The sequence below is a fragment of the Pseudomonas sp. LAP_36 genome (genome assembly GCF_019456785.1).
Lineage (GTDB): Bacteria > Pseudomonadota > Gammaproteobacteria > Pseudomonadales > Pseudomonadaceae > Aquipseudomonas > Aquipseudomonas tritici.
Genome location: NZ_JAHZMS010000010.1, coordinates 103,098 through 122,050 on the forward strand (window position 1 = coordinate 103,098; position 18,953 = coordinate 122,050).

The following is an 18,953-nucleotide window of genomic DNA, read 5'->3' on the forward strand; positions in this document are numbered from 1 at the left end:
GCACTGGTCGGTGTTTTTGTTCTTCTAAAGCGCTGCGTAGATCAAGTGTTTTGGTTATTTGTATAGGTTTTGTTGGGTTTTATGCGGTTTTTAGAGCGGTCGTGATTTTTGAAAGAGTCGCAATGGCTCGAGTGCACAATGTGAACGCTATGATTGGTTGTCATACAAGTTAGGGGTTTTTTGAATCAACCTGGGTCCCTCTCCGAGTGGGGTGTTAAGCTCCCTCCAGCTCAACCCCGTGGACTTGTAGCAATGCCCATTGAAAGTGGACCCCCCCTCCGTAGACGCTCCACCAACCTCGCCCAAGGCGTGGTCGATGCGCTGACCCAGCGCATCCTGCTTGGCCAATTGAAGCCCGGTGAGAAACTGCCATCGGAATCCACCATCGTGCTTGAGCATGGCGTGAGCCGAACCGTCGTGCGCGAAGCGCTCTCGAAGCTGCAGGCGTCTGGCCTGGTGGAAACCCGTCACGGCATCGGCACCTTTGTATTGGCGCTGCACGCCCAGCAGGGTTTGCGCCTGCATGTGGACACGGTGGCCAGCGTGCGCAATATGCTCGAGTTGCGTCTGGGCCTGGAGGTACAGGCCGTAGCGCTGGCAGCGGTGCGTCGAACCGACGCTCAATTGGCCCACATGCGCCAGGCGCTTGACGATTACCAGGCGTCCCTGGCGAACAACGACAATTGCGTGGAAGAAGACAAACGCTTTCACCAACTGATCGCCGAGGCCACCGGCAACACGTTTTTTACCGAGATCATGCTGCATTTGGGGAACGCGATGATCCCGCGCACCCAGCTCAAGGGGGACGAGCGTGGCGGTGCCGACTTTGCCCAATTGGGGCAACTGGCGAACCTGGAGCACGAGGCGATCTTCAACGCGATCAAACGCCGGGACCCGGACGCCGCACGCGCCGCCATGGTGCTGCACTTGACCAACAGTCGGGACCGTTTTTCGGGGGAGCAGGGCCGTTGAACGAACACACGTTATCCATGCGCCTGGAGCGCGTGGGGGCGAACGTACCTACTGGCGCGCGCCTGGCCGATATTGGCTCCGACCACGGCTATTTGCCGGTGGCGTTGATGCGCCGTGGCTTGATTGTGGCGGCGGTAGCGGGGGAGGTGGCTGCTACGCCATTCCATGCGGCGCAGCGCACCGTGCGTGACAATGGCCTGGAGCAGCAGATTACGGTGCGCCTGGCCGATGGCTTGGCCGCCATCGAACCCCGCGACGGCATCACCGCGATCAGCGTTTGCGGCATGGGTGGCGAGACGATTCGCGACATTCTCGAAAACGGCAAGCCACACCTGAGTGGCCAGGAGCGGTTGATCCTGCAACCCAACGGCGGCGAGCAACCCTTGCGTCAATGGCTGATGGATAACGGTTATTCCATCCTCAGTGAAGAGCTGCTGTGGGAGAACCGCTTCTTCTACGAAATCATCGTCGCCGAGCGCGCTGGGCCGGTGGCTTATAGCGCCGAACAGCTGTACTTCGGCCCGCTGCAGATGCAGGCGCGCAGTCCGGCGTTCCTGGCCAAGTGGCAGCGCATCTTGCATCAAAAGCAAAAGACCTTGGCCAGCCTGGAGCGCGCGCGGCAGGCGGTGCCTGAAGAGACGCGGCAGGAGATTTCCCAGCAGGCCAGGTGGATCGCTGCGCTACTGGCTTGATACGCCTTTATTCAAACCTGATGACCTGGGGCACGCTTTACGATCAAACCTTTCAGCCGGGAGGTCGCGGGGTTGAGGGGCGGAGTGAGGCCAAAAATGTGGGAGCTGGCTTGCCTGCGATGGCGGTGGGTCAGTTGGCGCATGTGTGTCGGGTACGCCGCTTTCGCAGGCAAGCCAGCTCCTACAGGGGATGGTGTTGTTTGGGGAATTTGCGCCATTAGTTACAGGGGCAGCTCTGGGATGAGTGTTTCTGCCCCATTTCCGTGCGTTTCTCGTTGTTTATTTGGTGCGAGCCCGCCTATTTCGGGGCGTTCCTCCACAGGCCCATTTTTTGCTTGTGCCTTCCCAATCAATGACATGGCATTTTGCCGTTAGTCATTTCAAGGCTTCACCCAGCGGTGCACCGCGTGGGTCGTTTTTGGAGAGTGGTCGGACATGCACAGCCTTTTATCACCGGGTATCCGCCTGCTGGGTCGTTTCGGCTTTGCGCGCAAGTTCCAGATCCTGTTCTTCCTGTTCATGCTGCCCCTGGCGGGTAGCCTATGGATGATTGGCTCGGACTATCGCGACAAATTAACCGTGATCTCGAGCGAGCAGTCCGGCGTTCGGCAATTACTAGCCTTGGACTCGTTGGATGGCCAATTGACGGCCCAGCGCAACCTGGCCGCGCGGTGGAAAGCGGCAGACATCCTGCACGCTCCGACGCCGGCAGCGAAGGCGGCGATGGACAAGGTGGACGCGAATTTCCCCGTGATCCTGCAAAGCCTGCAAGCGTTGGGCGATTCACTTAAATCGCAGAACGCCAGCGCCGATATCCTGGCCCGCTTCGAAGCGTTGCAGGCCACGGTCAAGGGCATGGATTCCCAATCCCTGCGCACCGTGGGCTGGTGGCCGGACGGCTACGACCGTTTCACCTCGGCCCTGACCGCGATGCAAACCCTTCGCGAGCAGATCACCCAGGATGCCGGCTTGATCCTCGACCCGTGGTTGGAGACCTACCTGTTGATGCAGATTTCCACCCAGCACACGCCTGACCTGATTGAGCGGATCGGCCGCATGGCCAGTGTGGGTCAGTCATCCATCGCCTCGGGGCAGTTCACCCTGCAAAGCCGTTTGCAGATGCGTGACTTGCGGAGCCGCATCAGCGATGCGCGGGACCAGTTGGTCAAGGCCGCCGCCTCCCTTAGAGCCAAGCAATACGCGGGTCTGGAGCCCTGGACCACGCAGTACGACAACAGCCTGCAACGGCTGGACAACGAACTCAAAGTGCTCGACGACGGCGTGTTCGGAGGCACCATCAAGCTCGATACGGCGGCCTTCGAAACCGGTGTCGACGGCATGCTCGACGGTTTGGCCGCACTGCGTAAGCAGTCGCTGACCTCGCTGGATGCGCGCTTGGGCCATTACCACACGCGTTCCATCCAGCAGTTTATCCCGGTGGCGGCGACCTTCAGCCTGCTGGCGTTGGCAGCGTTGTATCTGTTCATTTGCCTGCAGGCCTCGATTCGCCGTAGCGCCAGTGGCATCACCACCCTGGCCGAATCCTTGCGCGACGGCAATCTGTGTGTGGAAGTGGCCGTTGAGGGGCGCGACGAACTCGCCGCGATCAGCGCGGCCTTGAACGTTGCAGTGGTGCAATTGCGCACCAGTCTGCTAGGCGTCAATCACGAAACCCAGCAGCTTGGCTCGGCGGTACAGACCCTCAACGCGCAATCGGGCAGTACCCTTAACGAGGTCGAAGACCAGCAACACCAGATCAGCCAGATTGCCGCCGCTGCTACCCAATTGGCCGCCACCTCCATGGGCGTTGCCCGCAGTTGCGAACAAGCCTCGAGCAGCGCCCAACAAACCCGGCGCATTGCCGAGGACAGTAGTCGCGACAGCCAACGCACCACGGCCAGCATCCAGCAGCTCAATCAACGCCTGACTGACACCGCCAATGCGCTGGAGCAAGTCAACCAGCAGGGCCAGCAGATTCAATCGGTGGTCGATACCATTCGTGGCATCGCCGAACAGACCAATCTGCTGGCACTTAACGCCGCCATCGAAGCCGCCCGTGCCGGCGAGCAGGGCCGGGGGTTTGCCGTGGTCGCTGATGAAGTGCGCAGTCTGTCACAGCGCACCCAGGCCTCGACCGCACAGATCGCCGGCACTGTCGACAGCTTGCGCGCGACGGTCAGTCAGGCAGTCACGCTGATGGGCGTCGCCTGCGAACAAGCGCTGACGGATGCGCAATCGGTCACCGGGCTTGGCGTTCGATTGGGCGAGATTGCCGGTGCGGTGCAGAACGTTACTGACACCTTGGCGCAAATCGCCACGGCAGTGGAGGAGCAGGCCACGACGGCGGATGAAGTGAGCGGCAATATCCAGCAGGTCGACCAGGCCGCCGGGCGCTTGCTCGACGGCGCAAGGGCAGTCAACCGAGCGGCCGACACCCTGAGCAAGGGCAGCCAGGCGCTGAGCGACAACACCGCGCGGTTTCGCCTGGGCTGAGCTGATACCCCATCATTTTTACAGGCTGACGCACCCCCCCTGTGGGAGCGGGCTTGCTCGCGAATGCGGTTTATCAGTCACCAGATGGATTGACTGATCCACCGCATTCGCGAGCAAGCCCGCACACATTTGATTTCCGGTGTTTTCGGTAGCCAATCAGGCCCTCCACCTGAACCTTCGGCCGCTACAGCGCTCACTTACTAAGTCGCCCTGTTCCCCTGCCGAAAGGAATCCGCATGCCTGCAACGACCTTCCCGCACGGCCCCGTTACCCGAGAACTCAGCCTGCGCGCCGTTATCATCGGCAGCGTGCTCGGCATCTTGTTGACGCCTTCTAACGTGTATGCCGGGCTGAAGATCGGCTGGTCGTTCAACATGTCGATCATCGCGCTGTTGATCGGCTACGCCATCTTTCAGGGCGTGGCCAAGCGTTCCACCGACCACCTGCCGTGGACCTTGCACGAAAGCAACATCAACCAGACCGTCGCATCGGCCGCCGCTTCGATCATTTCCGGTGGATTGGTGGCGCCGATCCCGGCCTACACATTGCTGACGGGCAACCAGTTGGACGCCGTCCCGATGATCGCCTGGGTGTTCTCGGTGAGTTTCCTGGGCATCTGGATCGCCTGGTATCTACGGCCCTCACTGCTCAATGACAAGGCGCTGAAATTCCCCGAAGGCATGGCCACTCTGGAAACCCTGCTGCACATCTACAACCACGGTCGTGAAGCCGCTACGCGCTTGAAGGTATTACTCAGCGCCGCGTTGCTCTCCGGGCTGGTCAAGTGGGTGGACACCTTTGCGTGGGCCTTCCCGCGCTGGTCGCCGAGCGTACAGCTGGAGCGTCTGACCTTCACCGCCGACCCTTCGCTGTTGCTGGTGGGCTTCGGCGGCATTATTGGTATTCGCGTGGGCCTGACCCTGTTGCTCGGTGCGCTGATCGCCTGGGGCGGCCTGGGCCCGTGGCTGTTGGCTCAACACTTGGTGGCCTTGCCTGCGGGCAGCAGCGGGCCGCAGTTCGCCGCGTTGGTGGAGTGGTTGTTGTGGCCGGGTGTGAGCCTGATGGTGTGTTCCACCCTGGCGTCGCTGGCGATTCGTTTGTGGGCGTTGTACAGGTCTACGCGGTCCAGCTGCGGTTCGACCTGGACGGTGCCCAAGCCAGGTCCGGCCGCCGGTTTTGCGCTGGCGATTGCGCTGGTGGTGAGCCTGCAGGCGCTGCTGTTCGGCATCCATCTGGGCATGGCATTGCTCACTATCCCCCTGGCGATCTGCCTGGCCGCCGTCGCCGCGCGCGTGGTGGGCGCAACGGGCATTCCACCTATCGGCGCTATCGGGCAACTCTCCCAACTGAGCTTCGGCATCATCGCGCCGGGGCAGGTGCCGATCAACCTGATGAGCGCCAACACAGCCGGCGGTTCGGCCGGGCAATGCACGGACTTGATGAATGATTTCAAGGTGGGCAAGGCCATTGGCGCCACACCGCATAAGCAAGTGATCGCGCAGATCCTGGGAATTTTCATCGGCAGCATCGTCGGCGTATTCGCCTACCTGGCGTTGATCCCTGATCCACAGACCATGCTGCTCACCGAAGAATGGCCTGCACCGGCGGTCGCCACCTGGAAAGCCGTGGCGCAAACCCTCACCCATGGGCTGGGTTCACTGTCCACCAGCATCCGCTGGGCGATTGTCATTGGCGGCTTGGTCGGCGTGGTGCTCGGTGTGCTGGACAGCACGTTGCCTGCTCATCGCGCCCGTTTCCTCCCGAGTGCGGCCGCCCTGGGCCTGGCCTTTGTACTGCCGGCCTCGGTTTCGCTGATGATGGCCCTGGGCGCCATACTGACCTGGCTGGTGAGCTGCCGCTGGCCGAGCCTCACCGAGCGCTTTGCGATCACCGTCGCCGCCGGCCTGATTGCGGGGGAGAGCATCACCGGCGTGGGAGCTTCACTGTGGTCGATGGTGAACTGACGTGTGGCTCGACAAAGGCCGAGCCTGCCGCCATGGCCTCAGGCGATCTTCACATTCATGGTGATCTTCGCGGTGAACACCTTTACGTCGCCCTCATCGAAAATATCCACCGGCACGATCTTGTCCCCAGCGGTTGACCAATCAACGCCGCTGCCATCCGCCAGTGCGTGGATGCGCAACCCGAGTGGGCGCGCTTTGTGTTCCAGAGCCGTTTTGCCGTGGCCAACGGCCCGCACAGCCACACGCCACCTCGACACCCAGAAATTTAATTGTCGGCACTCCCGGGCGCTGGCGTAGTCTGTTTCCAAGACACCCTGTCGCCCAGCGGAGCATTCAATGATCATCGTCCACCACCTCAATAACTCACGCTCGCAACGCATCCTGTGGCTGCTCGAAGAGCTCGGCCTGCCCTACGAAATCAAGCGCTACCAGCGCGACCCCAAAACCAACCTCGCGCCGCCTGAGCTCAAGGCCATCCATCCGCTGGGCAAATCCCCGGTAATCGAAGACGGTGGCCAGGTACTGATCGAATCTGCCGCCATCATTGACTACCTGATCCGCCACCACGGCCAGGGCCGCCTGCAACCGGATCCGGCCAGCGCCACCTACGACAGCTACGTGCAATGGCTGCACTTCGCCGAAGGCTCGGCCATGCTGCCGTTGATGCTCAACCTCTATGTCGGCCGCCTCGGCGACGCAGGCGCGCCGTTGCACCCGCGTATCGAATCGGAAGTGGCCAATTATTTGGGTTACTTGAACGACGTGCTGGGGCAGACGCCTTATCTGGTCGGCAATGAATTGAGCGGCGCGGATATCCAGATGAGCTTTATCGGCGAAGTTGCCGGGGCCCAGGGCAAGTTGCAGGCCTACCCGAACCTGACCGCGTGGGTGGAAAAATTCCAGGCGCGGCCTGCTTATCGCAAAGCGGTGGAGCAGGGCGGGGAGTATGCGTTTGCCAAGTAAATTGAAATAAACGAGGCAGGCCACGTCTATCATCGACGTGGTCCGGCCCAGAGGTCTCGGTCAATCATCCCGACCAGCAACACCGTCGCTATCGCCAGTGGCACAGTTGCTGTTTGACGTGCTGATGGCAGTAAAAAAGTAGCTTTATCGCTGTTGCAACGAACCCTTTGGTCCCAGGCTTCAGAAGAGGAATAGCGGCCGCTCGCTTGAAGGGCACGGCTGCGCGTTATCCTCCGCTGAACATTGTTTACAACTGTTTACGGATTGGATGACGCGTCCGCTATAGGCTATGGGTATCCATAAGAGCCCCCAGCCATGAATCAGCACGCCCTCGTCGCCACATTGTTTGCATTTGCCTTTTTGCTGGCGCCACCGGCCGAGGCTGCGACGCCCATCACCCATGTCGCCATCTACCGTGGCCCGGCAGGCTGCGATGACTGCTCTGAAAACGTGGCAAAGGCCCTGCACCGCCTCAACCCCAGTTATCACATCGACTTTGTCGGTGCCGATGAGCAGGTCGATATCACACCGCAAACCCTGGCGCGCTATGACCTCTATGTGCAACCCGGCGGTGGTCAGGATATTCCCGGCGCGCTCCGCAGCCTGGGTGATGCGCGCATCGATGCCATCCGTGGCTACGTCGCCGGCGGTGGGCGTTACCTGGGTTTGTGCATGGGGGCCTACCTGGCGGATGACAGCAACTTCGGCCTGATCCCCCTGGATCTCGACTCCGAAGCTGGCCGCCCCGGCTTTGAAGTGTCCGGCATCGCCGACGCCGCCGTGCAGGTCACGTGGAAGGGCAATGTCGACCATGTTTTCTACCAGGACGGTCCTTACTTCCCCAGCGCCCATACGTCCGCGCCCTACGAGGTCATTGCGACCTACCGCAACGGCGACGTGGCGGCGGCGCGGTATACCTATGAGAAGGGCGTGGTGGTGCTGAGCGGACCGCATCCCGAGGCCGGGCGCGAATGGTTCGAGAATGCCGAGATCCCGTTGAGCAAAATGCCCCGAGGCGATCTGTTCGGCTCGTTGATACGCAGCTTCTGAAGCCCACGCCGTCCTCTGTAGTGAGCGGGCTTGCCCCGCGCTGGGTTACGAAGGTATCACTTCGGTCCCCCAGTAAACCGCAGCGTCTGTATCGCTCCCGCTCCCCAGCCCGCTATTAGGATCTGAACCTCCTTTTTGACGGCCGTCTACCAGAACCTACGCCTGAACTCTAAGCGCACTGATGATAAACGCATGCAGACTATTAACCGCCTTGGACCCACGAGACGCTCGGCTACGTAGAATCGAAACCTCCATCGGTTCGATATTCCCCAAGCCGTGCTCGCTACTCAAGACCTGAAGTGACGGCTGCACAGTGCACTGCGTAATCGCGGCAATCGCGAGTCCGCCTTCAACGGCAGCCACTTGGCCCGCCAAGCTGGAGCTGTTGTACACCACCTTGAATTGGCGACCCTGCTGCGCCAGTGAATTCACCGCATACCGTCGCGCTAGGCTCTCGCTTTCGTAGACGGCGATAGGCACCGGGTCGCGCCGCCACAACTCGAACTGGGGCGACCCCACCCACACCATCGGCTCCTTGAACAAAAAGGTGCCGCTGTGCGGCGAGTCCCTGGACACCAGCGCCAGATCAAGGTCGCCGTTGCGCAAGCGTGGGATCAGTGCGGTCGACTGTTCACAGGTCAGTTCTATGTCCACCCCCGCGTAACGCGGTGCAAAACGTTTCAGAACCGGCGTGAGGTACCTTGCCGCGTAATCCTCCGCGACACCCAGCCGGATGCGGCCAGTCAACGCTTCACCATGAAAAGCCGCCTGAGTCTCGGCGTGAAGCGCCAGCATGCGACGGGCGTAGCTCAGCAGCGTCTGGCCGTCATCCGTGAGTTGCAGGTGCCGCGGGCCTCGGTTCAACAGGGGGCGTCCCAGCGCGGCCTCGAGTTTCTTCATCTGCATGCTCACGGCGGACTGCGATCGGTTCACCTCATGGGCCGCGCCCGACAGCGAACCGGCGTCCACCACCGCCACAAAGCACTTGAGCCAATCGATCTGCAAATCGCTGGAGGACATTGCACGTACCTTTATTCGTTAATCGAATGACTGCGACGTGAATTATGCGCTTTTAACGAAGCGAGTTCATTCGCAAGATGCTGGCTTGAACCCAGCCATTGCGGACCTGATCATGCCATTCGAGACCTGGTTGCTCTACCTGATTACCTGCTGCGGCATTGCCGTAGTGCCAGGCCCGAACGCGCTATTGGCACTGACCCATGGCGCGATCCACGGCAGCCGCAGAACACTGTTCACCATCAGCGGTGGCGTGCTTGGTTTTGCCCTGGTGCTGACACTGTGCGCGTTGGGCCTGGGGGCACTGATCCAGGCCTCGGCCACCTGGTTCATGGCGTTGAAGATTGCCGGCGGGCTCTATCTGATCTGGTTGGGGTTCGGCCTATGGCGCTCAGCCCCCGTCAGCCTTGATACACCCGGTAAAACAGTCCTGCGACGCTGGTCGCTGTTCCGCCAAGGGCTGGTATCGGCCCTATCAAACCCTAAGGCATTGCTGCTGTTCACCGCGTTTATTCCACCGTTCCTGGACCCGCACAGGAGCCTCATCGCGCAGACGGCCGCCATCGCGCTGACCTACGCCGTCGTGGAGTTTTTCGTTGAATACATGGTGGCCAGCGCAGCGCACCGGGTCCGGCCGTGGTTGGCGCGAACCGGGCGGCGGTTCAATAAAATCTGCGGCGGTTTTTTTGTACTGTTTGGGTTGGCATTACCCATTCATAGCTGAACGTAAGCTCGCTTGCGAGGGCCCCCGCGTTATTTTTTGCGGTCTTCGCAAACAGCTTTCAGGCCTAGATAGTCAGTCACTGAGCGCTCGCGAAGCCTTAGTAAAAATCATAAGAGAGCGCCCATTCCCCAGTCTCGATTTTCAAGAGGCCGCTCCATGCCGATGGCGGCTTCTGATTTTGGAAACTACGCGGCGATCACTAACGGCATGCCTTCGCGGTGTAGCTGGTAACAGGTTCACGGCTTACAGCTCCCGTTGTGCCGTTCTTGACGATTTTGCTGATCCAAATCCCGCACGGCTCTGAACTGGATTCATAGTCTGCGCCGGGCTCAGGCACAAAATAGAGACCGGTGACGCACTGATATTTCCGCGTAGCACCTGCATACACCAGGGTGATCGGTATGTTCGGGCTTACATAAACTTCGGCGCTATTTTGCACGCCGCCGCCCCCTGGAATGCCAAGGCTCCTGTCGTTGAATTTGTGATTGTTCAACGGCGCCAAGGACCTTGAATTGACTATTCCTGAGTCGGGTAAGTGCCAGTCAATGCATTGGCTGTTGGGAACCAGCCTGACGGTTTGATCAGTGATGACCCTTAGCCTGCTGGACGTGGCGGGCTGTGGTTCGTTATACGCGGTGGTATAGGACTTAAGCCCTGTGACCGTAGAGCATCCGGAAAAGAGTGGGATTGATAGCAGCATCAATAAGAAGGTTTTGTTCATGGTATCGATTCCATTCGTAGAGGGCGCGAGTCGCGCGGATTCGCTCGCGGCGACGCTTTAAAGCGGGCTTGTTTGAATCTCGAGGCGCACCCGTTGCCACTCATTCCAGCAGTCTTCGGCAACGATATCCGGATAACCGCGCTGTTCTTCCATCTCCAGCGCGGTGCTGAAGGTGAGCGCGACACAGGTGGCTTGGTCGCGGATGTTACACACCTCAAGCTCCGTAAGCGGCAGACCCTTTTTGTTCTCGGCGGCGGTGAGCAAGACCACGAGGGCGGGCACGAAGACCAGGCATAGCGGATCGGTAGGCATCGATTTCTTCCCTGATGATTTGGGTAAAAGCGCCAGTGTAAACGTGTGGGGATGGGTGCGCATGTGTTCTGGTTTCTACTCACAGATCAGCGCGGTGCGCTCGAAGCGATGGCCGATCAACATGCAGGTCTCCGTATGCACTGCTTTTAAGATTGCTCGAAGGGCTGTGACGGGCGGTCGTTCGTCGCAGGCCAGGATCTTGTTTCACGCAGCGGAGAATACCTAATGCCGAGGATACCGCGTGTTGGGATGCAGAGTTCTCTCCAGGATTTCATCGGGTGCAATCGCCTTGATGGGACTATTAGCGCTGGCAGGATTCGGCCAACTGCGGACAGTGACCGAATCGTTGCGAGCAGCCCATCGCCGCTCAAGGTCGCGCGCTCGCTGGTGGACCTTGAACAAGCCGACGGGATCAGACGCGAACACAGGGCCGAGGGGCTGCAATATCGGCCAACAATGCTCCAGCCCGTTTCACCCCTTGGTAAGATCAACCAACGGCGTCTGCCGCACCTCAGTCTCCCGCCCATCCTGAATCTCGCTAACCTGCTTCAAGGCTCTATCCACCGCCGCCTTATCCGCCAACAAGCTATAGCTGATGCGGAACTGCTTGTGTTCCTTGGGCCCAATTGTCGGTACTAGATTCAGTGGCCGCTGATAACGGCGGTTGTAGGAAAAACTTGTCCCCGGCTCCAGCCCTGTGACGTAGCCCTGGCCTTCGGTGTCGGTGTTTTTCCACAGGGAAAACACGGGCAGTGTCTGGGTATTGAAACCGACCGAAACGCCCAGGCTGCCGGCCTTGTTATGCAACACGGTCAACGTATCGCCCTTGGCATCGGCATACGGCACCACGTTGTACACCGTTTCGTCGTAGTCCCTGGTCGGTGCGCGGTAGGTTTGCCAGTCGGGCAGATCGTCCTTGGCCTTGTCGTTGAAGGGCGACACCTGTTTCACCGGCGCGGCGAAACGAGCGCCCTGCTCCAGGAACGGGGTGCTGAAGTTGCTGTGATACAGCGCTTGGTATTCCTTCGGATAGTCGCCGTTGTTGGTCAGAGTGTCGTTGAGGGCGAACACGACGCTGCCGGGTTCGGTCACCAGTTCGGTCGCGACCGAGAAGTCGACCTTTTTGAACGCCTGCTCTTTCAGCTCGCCGCGCAGGGTAATGGCGTACGGTGGTTTTTCATCGATATGCAGCGTGACTTTATTCGCAGGAATGTTGGCGGCTCGACCGTGCAGGGTCAGCAGTTCGCCGTTGTCGACGCCGGGGTGGCCGACCCATTCGTATCCACAGCGGGTGACCAGCTCATTGAAACCCTCCAACCAGCCCAGACCACCGCGGCCATTGAGTTCGATAAAAGACGGATTGACCACTTCCTTGACCGGCGAATCCCAGCCCATGCGTACATTGCCAACTGAAGCCTGCAAGACGTTCATTCCGCGAGTCGGCACTACCGAGAGTTTCATCGTGCCGTTATCGATGTCGACGATGCTGACGCCCTCCTGCCGACCGCCGTGCAAGGTGCGCAAGGTAACGCTGAAGGGTTTGTCGGTTTTTATTCCGAGTTGCTGACTGGTGATCTGCCAGCCCTGCGCGGCTTTGTCAGTGTCGAGCAGAACGTAATCCCAGGCCATGGCGTGGGAGGCAGCGGACAGTGCGCTGATGGCAACAAAAAGTTTGAGCGGGGTCATGGCGGCAGCCTTTCTTGGAGTTGTGCCATTTTTATAAATGGGATGAAACGTTTCAGCAAGCTAAAAGATCGACACGATGATGTCGCGGATAGCCCATTTCTGCATTCTGTGACCGGCTAAAATCGACCCCAAGATGTTCTTCGCGAAAGGCGGCAATCGGCCAGAAGCGGTCATCCGTCGTCTACAAAACGAGGAGCGATTCAGTACGATGTTTAATTCAATTAAGCTACGCCTCAGTAATCAGCGCAGTTATTTCCTCTAGCTCCCCCCTAAATTCCACTAGAAAGGTTTCCAGAAGCTTTCCTTCACTCACTAGCTCGATGAGTCCCTCAAGGTTTTTTCTTGAGAAGCTACTAGGTAAATACTGCTCAATCGCCCCTTGCTTGAGTATGTACATATTCCGACCTCTAAAGGTGTTAATCTCTTCATTAAGTTCGGCTTTCTGATGCTTATCAAGCTGAGGAACCAAAGTCTTTCGTCTTGATTTTATGTACTGCCATAACTCAGATGCTTCGGCCCAACTATTCGAAGCAAAGGCCTGGTCTATGGCGCTAACGAGGGTGTCACCGTCCATGCTTTTTACATTGTCTATTATGTCGGACTTTATAGAGGAGCTATTAGATTTAAATAGTGTTTTAAGCTTGGCGCTTCCAACCTGTTCAATGTAGTCTAAATCAGCAATCAAAGAGTAATCTATTTTACATGCATCAAGAAGTTTTTCATACGGTGCAAAAAAACCCTTCCCGCCAACGCTCACTACTTCAATGACCATGCCTGTATCTTTGTGTGAGTTCTTTAGTAGCTCGGAAAAGACTATCCTGTCACTGATGCCTTCAACCAACACAACTTTATCAGCAAAAAATATTTTTTCGTTGTTTTGGGAGTTCACAATATTAAAGAGCAATTTGGTGTTCGGGAGCTCGGCCTTGTTAAGCCGTTCAATATGGCTTTTTTGCTCTTTCGAGTAAACTCGCGAGATGTACTGAATGGATTCCGGAGAAACGAATGCGGGTGAGTGCGTAGCCAGTAAAAATTGATTGCCTGTTTCACTTGAAAGTCTTTCAAATAGGCTCAGTAAGATTTTTTGCCAGCGAGGGTGGAGATGGAGCTCTGGTTCATCTACTACGACCAGTGCATCTCGTATATCTAAAACATATATAGAGAATACATAGTTTAAAAGTTCGCGCTCACCTGATGACGCAGCGGTCGCATTAAAGCTGACTCCTTGCTTGGTTAGAACAAGGTCATATTGATTGTTAAGTGGGTTGGTACACTCCAATCTCCATGTGTATCCCAACATTTCTAGTGTTTCACGAAGCTGGCGCAGATGCGGTTGCGCGTAAAAACGTTCATCTACCCCAACATTATTATCTTCTTGCATTATTCTGTAAGAGGCTGCGAGTCTGTTGACAGCCAGCGAGATTAACGATGTGGGATGTCTTGAGTATGCGCCATCTGCCTGCCGTTTCTGCTGAATATCATCATAGCCCGCTAGAGACACGGATGAAATAAGGCCTCCACTAGAGCGGTTGACGGGCAAGTATAAGACGGGGCTGGATAGTCGTTCTAATTTATTTTTTGACCTTACGAAATTTATATTGTCAAAATTATGTAAGAATTCATAATAATCTTTTGCTCCTTTTGTTTCAGGGGGCTGAATAGAACCATTCATTATAGTGTAGGTAAAAATTGTTCCTACCTGTAATCCCACTGAATCCCAAGACTTCAGTAAGTTCCAGTCGTAACCTTCAAAATCTTTAAGCTCTGTATCGAAATCTGCAAAGTCATCCTGCATGAGCCTCATGTTTTTAATATCGCTCGCTGTAACCTCAATCGTCATGGTGATTTTCTGGGGCTTTTGAAGAGCATTGGAATGCTTTTCGAGCACCATATTTGTGAGCATCTCATTATGTGTAATTGTGTGTTTCTTTGGATTTTCAGGTGATGGTTGCAGATTGAAGTAATAATTTGATTGAAGATATCTCTTTATCGAAATCACAATTGTGTCTAATAAGTTTGTCTTTCCCCCACCGTTCGGCCCTATTATTATTGATATAGATCCATCTAAACTCAAGCTTTGTTCATCAATAAAACTTCGAACGTTTTCCATTTCGACTCGAATCAGTTTCACTTGATAAACTCTCCTGTTATTGCACATTTTGGTTGATGTTATATTTTGCTGCTTTATTGTAAGGGTGCAGTCGCTGACTGTATTAAAAAAGTTGGGGGAGCTGCAGTCAAAACTAATCTAAGATGCCGCCTGAAACTTGGGCTGCGAGTCTCTCTCCGTCGACATTATCAGCACCGTTTTGCTAACGCATAGGATTTTCAGTTTGGGTTGCCTGAAAGCTAAAAGCAACACCAGTCGGAGTGAATTGCCTCTGGCTTTGTAAGCAGCATGACTGGCTGATTTGGACCGGAATTGATCCTTCATGAACGGCGGCTTTTGGCCGATAGCTGCCCGTCACGAACAGCAGTAATCGGCCAGAAGCGGTCATTCCGGAAGAAAAATAAATCTGTCACCGTTTCAGTCACCTTTTCACCGTTGCGCTTGACCCTATTCCCTCCTTGCGGCCACATACGCGTACTGATCCAAAAACAAGGAAGACTCTCACATGCCCCGCCTGGTTTGGCTGCGTGACCATATGCAACACAGCGACACCCTGGCGCAGTGGCTGCATCAGCAGTTCGCATACGAGTTTGTTGAGCAGCCATTGGCCGATTGGCAACGCGAATTCGCGGAAGGCCAGGGCAACGGTGATTGGCAATGTCTGATCGCCCTAGAGAATGACCAGCTACTTGGCGGCGCTGCACTTGCCGCCAGCGACTTGCCCGAACGCCCGGAGCTGGGGCCCTGGTTAGCCTGCGTCTTTATCGCCCCGCAGGCAAGGAAGCGAGGGTTGGCGGAACAATTGATAGAAGGCATCTGCGACGCCGCAAAGGCCAACGGCACCACGCGGTTGTACTTGCACACCTATGATCGCAGCGACTACTACGCCAAGCGTGGATGGCAGGTGCAGGAGTTTTTTCGGGCGTGGGGTAAGGAGCAGCGATTGATGCTGCGGGATCTTTGAACTCGCTCAGGTTTGCAGCATAAGATGGAGAGCAAACGCTTGGGAGCGCGGATGTTCGCAATAGGGACGAAAGGCTAGAAGCTGCTAATTCAGGAATGTCCGCCGCCAAAAGCAGTTATTAATAGATCCTATATGGCGGTAATTTAAGATTTGCGCCTTTACGCGTTAGTGATCTGCGCTCTAGCGCACTAACAGGGCTTTAGCTTTTCGATTTGCGCAGTAGCGTGCCTGAAAGGAAATCCAAATTTTATGTGGCCGGCGAAGTGTATGATTACGCCAGCTGTATACTTGAAAGTGATGATCTTTATGTTTGCCATGAGACGTCATGCGCGACGGAGAGCGCTTTAAGTAATTGCTTTAGGGAAATAAGCTTAACAGCCTTCGGCAGGAAGCTACTCATTAGCCTGCATCAGTTCCAGAGTGATATGATCTGGCCCGGTCACATATACAACTAGAGTTCCCTTGCGTGGGCCTGCGGGAATCGCTTGAGGCTTGCCTCTTGCTTTCCAGCCTGCTTGCTCAATGCGTTCGAGTACGGCGTATATGTCTTGCACTCTCAATGCCAAATGCGCTGAACCAATCGCTGATGCCGTAGGTGGGGTGATACCGTGGCGGTCACCCTGCGAATATTCCAGCAACTCTACTCGGCTGCCATCCGGGCCTTTGACTATCGCCGTTCGCACGCTCGGATCGGCGGTGCCGGTTACTTGCAAAATGAATGATCCGCCCATTTCCGACTGACGCTCAAGAGTGAACCCAAGTCCAATTGTCCAGAAGCGAATGGCTTCTTCCAATGAACTGACTGCGAAGCCAATATGATCGACGGCATGCACCATGTGGTTAGAATTCATCAAATGATCCTTTAAAGGTTCACGGGCCAAATAGGGAGGTGAGCTTGCGCATCCAGCTGTTACGGCCAAAACACAGAAAATAAATGTGTGAGAGGTACGCATAATCAGGCCAATCCAAGAGAAGCAACATTTGCGATTTTTAGACATTGAGTATTCCTCTGACCGGTCTTATTCTCCATTAGGCATTCAGGATATGGCTACCTCGGATATGACATTGGATAACGTAAACCAGCCATGAACCGCGCGCTTATGCCACTGTTGGCGATAGAGCAACGCGACCGGGCTATCCGCGAAACGGCGCCCCACACCCATACGACAGGCCAACTAATCGCAAGCCTTGCCGGCCTGCTTTCCGTCAGCACTGACGGCGGCTCATGGGTAGTGCCGGCTACCCATGCCATTTGGATACCTCCCCGTGTCGCACACGCGATGATGTCACATGGCGCTTTTGCAGGAGCGATGGTCTATATCGCGGAGCAAGAGTGCGGGATCCTGCATCAAATGCCATGCACATTTAGGGTCAGCAGTTTGCTGCGCGAAGCGGTAAGCCGCGCTGCGTCGTGGGGACAACCCCCCCGCAACGAAATGGAGTCGCGGGTTGCAGCAGTCATCTTGGATGAAATTGCTACCTCACCCGCTGAACCCATCGGTCTGACGCACCCCAATGACCCGCGCTTGAGGCGTATCACCGATGCGATACTTGCTCAGCTTGATGACAATAGATCACTTGAGGATTGGGCTGCTTGGTCAGGTATGGCACCTAGAACACTTGCCCGGCGTCTGGTCGCTGAAACCGGTTTTAGTTTTTCTGAATGGCGACAACGTGCACGCACGTTGCGCGCTATTCAACTATTGGTCGAGGGGATGTCAGTGACGACAACGGCGATTGAGCTTGGCTACGAAAATATTAGTGCTTTCATTGCCATGTTCCGTCGGATAATGGGTGTTACGCCAGGACAATATGTGCGAGCGCAGACACTGATTAGCAAAGAGGCAATTTCTAGATCAAGTTGATGGGTGTACGCGAAGTCCATGCTTCGCCTAATTGTGCGGCGCCAAGTGCTAAGGTGCTTTTGTAGAGAGCGCTGCGCGCACCACGCGATAGCCTTGCGTACGCCGCAATGATGTCCATTGGGAAAAGAGAACAGATTTATTTCTCTGTTCTAAACGTCCGCTTCTGGCCGATTACTGCCGCTCGTGACGGGCAGCTATCGGCCAAGAGCCGCCAGTCGACGTCCCTTAAATAAGCGCTAAGCAGGGTAAATTTCGCGATGAAAAGCGGGATAGCTCATACGAAAATTAATGCGTTGTTAGGGGCTAGCACCTATACGTGAGGCCGAGCGCGCAGGGTTCGGGGATCGGCTCGGTTGTACTCGCACAGATTTTCGAAGCAGCGGATGCAGCTGCACTGCCGATCACAGTAGGTGCCCTCAAAGAAAGTGCCTCGAACCGTTTTACATCCGCCATGGCTTCGTGTTCGTCGAAAGCAGTGAATTCGACAGTTAATATGACCGTCAGCACCTTACGCCGCGCTGTGCACCTTGCCAGCCAGGTGAAATGATTTGAATCCAGCGCCCGCCTTCTAGACAATCCCCGCCTTTGGCTCGAAAGGATGCGTGCGATGAAGTTCGAAGGGACTTTCCAATACATGGGCAATCACGGGATCGTGTTCAACGTCTCGCAGATCACGCTCACTGACAGCGAACGCGGGCGGCTGCGCGAGCTGCATTTTGGTGAGGCGAAGAGCGCGCACTACGAGGTCAACCGCAAGGTCGTCGAGGTGTACGACAAGATGCTGGCCAAGAACCTGCCGTGCCTGATGATGATCGGCATCTCCAAGCCGCTGACCCGGCAGCAGGGCGATGTGCTCAACGCCCAGCGCACCAGAATCACCAACCTGGCGGCCTCGGCCTTCGCGGGCGCCACCTCTTACGTTGCCTCCCCCTACGTGGGGGCCCCCGTCGGCGCCGGTGTGCGCATGTACGTGAATGAAACCCTGCCCACCTATCATGCAGGCGACATACTGGTGAGCATCGAGGCGCAGGTGAACGGCGGTATCGGCCCGCAACGTACCGCCTCGACACTGATCATCAAGACCTGACGGGAGAAACCCATGTCTGACATTACCCAACTGGTCGCTGCTCTGGTGCTGTTCTTTCTGCTCGATCGGTTTCTTAAGTCGTACCCGCTTCGCAAGTGGTTAGGGGTACTGCTGGTGGCGATGGGGGCGGTCGGCTGCGTTGCGGCGAGCCACATCCGCTTGCTTGGATTTGACCTGGGGTTGCTGTCGATCTTTGCCGTTGCACTGGGGGTGGGGTTGTTCCTAAAGCGGCGGCGGTTCGAACAGATGGGTTGAAGGTGGCAGGGGTTCTCCGCGATTTAGTGCTCCAATGCCTGTCATACAGGAAGCAGCGGCGCAAACATTTGTTGTGAT

Annotated in this window: 17 protein-coding genes and 2 pseudogenes; 12 read left to right on the forward strand and 7 right to left on the reverse strand. The window is 56.7% G+C overall.

Annotated elements, in window-relative coordinates; translation table 11 throughout:
- Window positions 1–252 precede the first annotated feature (252 nt).
- The 4 genes from JBO08_RS24930 to JBO08_RS24945 all read left to right on the forward strand — a co-directional run bounded on the left by JBO08_RS24930 (window position 253) and on the right by JBO08_RS24945 (window position 6,121).
- Window positions 253–972 carry a FadR/GntR family transcriptional regulator gene (locus tag JBO08_RS24930; RefSeq protein ID WP_065880850.1) on the forward strand — a complete coding sequence of 240 codons (720 nt, stop codon included), beginning with the start codon at window positions 253–255 and terminating at the stop codon, window positions 970–972.
- Window positions 969–1,664, forward strand: coding sequence for a tRNA (adenine(22)-N(1))-methyltransferase TrmK (locus JBO08_RS24935; RefSeq protein ID WP_220075142.1), 696 nt, complete (start codon window positions 969–971; stop codon window positions 1,662–1,664). Before JBO08_RS24930 ends, JBO08_RS24935 begins: the two co-directional genes overlap by 4 nt.
- A 435-nt stretch (window positions 1,665–2,099) precedes the next feature.
- Complete coding sequence (locus tag JBO08_RS24940; protein ID WP_220075143.1) at window positions 2,100–4,157, forward strand: methyl-accepting chemotaxis protein; 2,058 nt, start codon at window positions 2,100–2,102, stop codon at window positions 4,155–4,157.
- Window positions 4,158–4,393: 236 nt separating this feature from the next.
- Window positions 4,394–6,121 (forward strand): OPT family oligopeptide transporter, encoded by a 1,728-nt coding sequence (locus tag JBO08_RS24945; RefSeq protein WP_220075144.1) that lies wholly within the window; start codon window positions 4,394–4,396, stop codon window positions 6,119–6,121.
- A 38-nt stretch (window positions 6,122–6,159) separates the two neighbouring features.
- Here JBO08_RS24945 and JBO08_RS24950 read toward each other — a convergent pair.
- Window positions 6,160–6,294, reverse strand: a pseudogene (locus JBO08_RS24950) (DUF4442 domain-containing protein); the annotation flags it as partial.
- 163 nt (window positions 6,295–6,457) lie between these two features.
- On the opposite strand from JBO08_RS24950, the gene JBO08_RS24955 reads away from it, so the two are divergent.
- Both JBO08_RS24955 and JBO08_RS24960 read left to right on the forward strand, forming a co-directional pair.
- Window positions 6,458–7,084, forward strand: a complete 627-nt coding sequence (locus JBO08_RS24955) for a glutathione S-transferase family protein (protein ID WP_065880855.1) — start codon at window positions 6,458–6,460, stop codon at window positions 7,082–7,084.
- 315 nt (window positions 7,085–7,399) lie between these two features.
- Window positions 7,400–8,134 (forward strand): BPL-N domain-containing protein, encoded by a 735-nt coding sequence (locus JBO08_RS24960; RefSeq protein ID WP_065874206.1) that lies wholly within the window; start codon window positions 7,400–7,402, stop codon window positions 8,132–8,134.
- A gap of 156 nt (window positions 8,135–8,290) precedes the next feature.
- Here the strand turns inward: JBO08_RS24960 and JBO08_RS24965 are convergent, their stop codons facing one another.
- Window positions 8,291–9,154, reverse strand: coding sequence for a LysR family transcriptional regulator (locus tag JBO08_RS24965; protein WP_220075145.1), 864 nt, complete (start codon window positions 9,152–9,154; stop codon window positions 8,291–8,293).
- 112 nt (window positions 9,155–9,266) lie between these two features.
- Between JBO08_RS24965 and JBO08_RS24970 the strand changes: the two genes are divergently transcribed.
- A complete protein-coding gene (locus JBO08_RS24970) occupies window positions 9,267–9,875 on the forward strand; it encodes a LysE family translocator (protein WP_220075153.1) in 609 nt (202 codons plus the stop codon).
- 199 nt (window positions 9,876–10,074) lie between these two features.
- On the opposite strand, the gene JBO08_RS24975 is transcribed toward JBO08_RS24970, so the two are convergent.
- From JBO08_RS24975 to JBO08_RS24990, 4 genes are all read right to left on the reverse strand, one after another.
- Entirely contained in the window at window positions 10,075–10,596 is a 522-nt protein-coding gene (locus JBO08_RS24975; protein WP_065874202.1) for a hypothetical protein, read from the reverse strand.
- Between the two features lie 57 nt (window positions 10,597–10,653).
- Window positions 10,654–10,908: a hypothetical protein gene (locus JBO08_RS24980; protein WP_220075146.1), complete on the reverse strand. Its 255-nt coding sequence runs from the start codon at window positions 10,906–10,908 to the stop codon at window positions 10,654–10,656.
- A 471-nt stretch (window positions 10,909–11,379) separates the two neighbouring features.
- Window positions 11,380–12,594 carry an aldose 1-epimerase family protein gene (locus tag JBO08_RS24985; protein WP_065874200.1) on the reverse strand — a complete coding sequence of 405 codons (1,215 nt, stop codon included), beginning with the start codon at window positions 12,592–12,594 and terminating at the stop codon, window positions 11,380–11,382.
- A 226-nt stretch (window positions 12,595–12,820) separates the two neighbouring features.
- Window positions 12,821–14,725 carry an AAA family ATPase gene (locus tag JBO08_RS24990; protein WP_175406745.1) on the reverse strand — a complete coding sequence of 635 codons (1,905 nt, stop codon included), beginning with the start codon at window positions 14,723–14,725 and terminating at the stop codon, window positions 12,821–12,823.
- Between the two features lie 484 nt (window positions 14,726–15,209).
- On the opposite strand from JBO08_RS24990, the gene JBO08_RS24995 reads away from it, so the two are divergent.
- Window positions 15,210–15,668, forward strand: a complete 459-nt coding sequence (locus tag JBO08_RS24995; protein ID WP_024074954.1) for a GNAT family N-acetyltransferase — start codon at window positions 15,210–15,212, stop codon at window positions 15,666–15,668.
- 392 nt (window positions 15,669–16,060) lie between these two features.
- Here the strand turns inward: JBO08_RS24995 and JBO08_RS25000 are convergent, their stop codons facing one another.
- Window positions 16,061–16,666 (reverse strand): VOC family protein, encoded by a 606-nt coding sequence (locus tag JBO08_RS25000; protein WP_256530441.1) that lies wholly within the window; start codon window positions 16,664–16,666, stop codon window positions 16,061–16,063.
- An 87-nt stretch (window positions 16,667–16,753) separates the two neighbouring features.
- Here JBO08_RS25000 and JBO08_RS25005 point away from each other — a divergent pair, with 87 nt between their 5' ends.
- The 4 genes and pseudogenes from JBO08_RS25005 to JBO08_RS25015 all read left to right on the forward strand — a co-directional run bounded on the left by JBO08_RS25005 (window position 16,754) and on the right by JBO08_RS25015 (window position 18,875).
- On the forward strand, window positions 16,754–17,533 hold the full coding sequence (locus JBO08_RS25005) for a helix-turn-helix domain-containing protein (RefSeq protein WP_225930642.1): 780 nt from the start codon (window positions 16,754–16,756) through the stop codon (window positions 17,531–17,533).
- Between the two features lie 307 nt (window positions 17,534–17,840).
- Window positions 17,841–18,025 (forward strand): annotated as a pseudogene (locus JBO08_RS28225) (GNAT family N-acetyltransferase); the annotation flags it as partial.
- Window positions 18,026–18,140: 115 nt separating this feature from the next.
- Window positions 18,141–18,620, forward strand: coding sequence for a hypothetical protein (locus JBO08_RS25010; protein WP_065880859.1), 480 nt, complete (start codon window positions 18,141–18,143; stop codon window positions 18,618–18,620).
- Window positions 18,621–18,632: 12 nt separating this feature from the next.
- Window positions 18,633–18,875, forward strand: coding sequence for a hypothetical protein (locus JBO08_RS25015; protein ID WP_065874196.1), 243 nt, complete (start codon window positions 18,633–18,635; stop codon window positions 18,873–18,875).
- The last annotated feature ends 78 nt before the right edge of the window (window positions 18,876–18,953 follow it).

What these genes read in the sequence shown, in the direction of transcription:
- JBO08_RS24980 (WP_220075146.1), bottom strand. Translation starts at nt 10,908, where the DNA reads ATGCCTACCGATCCGCTATGCCTGGTCTTCGTGCCCGCCCTCGTGGTC.
- JBO08_RS24955 (WP_065880855.1), top strand. Translation starts at nt 6,458, where the DNA reads ATGATCATCGTCCACCACCTCAATAACTCACGCTCGCAACGCATCCTG.
- JBO08_RS24985 (WP_065874200.1), bottom strand. Translation starts at nt 12,594, where the DNA reads ATGACCCCGCTCAAACTTTTTGTTGCCATCAGCGCACTGTCCGCTGCC.
- JBO08_RS24965 (WP_220075145.1), bottom strand. Translation starts at nt 9,154, where the DNA reads ATGTCCTCCAGCGATTTGCAGATCGATTGGCTCAAGTGCTTTGTGGCG.
- JBO08_RS25015 (WP_065874196.1), top strand. Translation starts at nt 18,633, where the DNA reads ATGTCTGACATTACCCAACTGGTCGCTGCTCTGGTGCTGTTCTTTCTG.
- JBO08_RS24995 (WP_024074954.1), top strand. Translation starts at nt 15,210, where the DNA reads ATGCCCCGCCTGGTTTGGCTGCGTGACCATATGCAACACAGCGACACC.
- JBO08_RS24960 (WP_065874206.1), top strand. Translation starts at nt 7,400, where the DNA reads ATGAATCAGCACGCCCTCGTCGCCACATTGTTTGCATTTGCCTTTTTG.
- JBO08_RS25010 (WP_065880859.1), top strand. Translation starts at nt 18,141, where the DNA reads ATGAAGTTCGAAGGGACTTTCCAATACATGGGCAATCACGGGATCGTG.
- JBO08_RS24970 (WP_220075153.1), top strand. Translation starts at nt 9,267, where the DNA reads ATGCCATTCGAGACCTGGTTGCTCTACCTGATTACCTGCTGCGGCATT.
- JBO08_RS24945 (WP_220075144.1), top strand. Translation starts at nt 4,394, where the DNA reads ATGCCTGCAACGACCTTCCCGCACGGCCCCGTTACCCGAGAACTCAGC.
- JBO08_RS24975 (WP_065874202.1), bottom strand. Translation starts at nt 10,596, where the DNA reads ATGAACAAAACCTTCTTATTGATGCTGCTATCAATCCCACTCTTTTCC.
- JBO08_RS24940 (WP_220075143.1), top strand. Translation starts at nt 2,100, where the DNA reads ATGCACAGCCTTTTATCACCGGGTATCCGCCTGCTGGGTCGTTTCGGC.
- JBO08_RS24930 (WP_065880850.1), top strand. Translation starts at nt 253, where the DNA reads ATGCCCATTGAAAGTGGACCCCCCCTCCGTAGACGCTCCACCAACCTC.
- JBO08_RS25005 (WP_225930642.1), top strand. Translation starts at nt 16,754, where the DNA reads ATGAACCGCGCGCTTATGCCACTGTTGGCGATAGAGCAACGCGACCGG.
- JBO08_RS25000 (WP_256530441.1), bottom strand. Translation starts at nt 16,666, where the DNA reads ATGTCTAAAAATCGCAAATGTTGCTTCTCTTGGATTGGCCTGATTATG.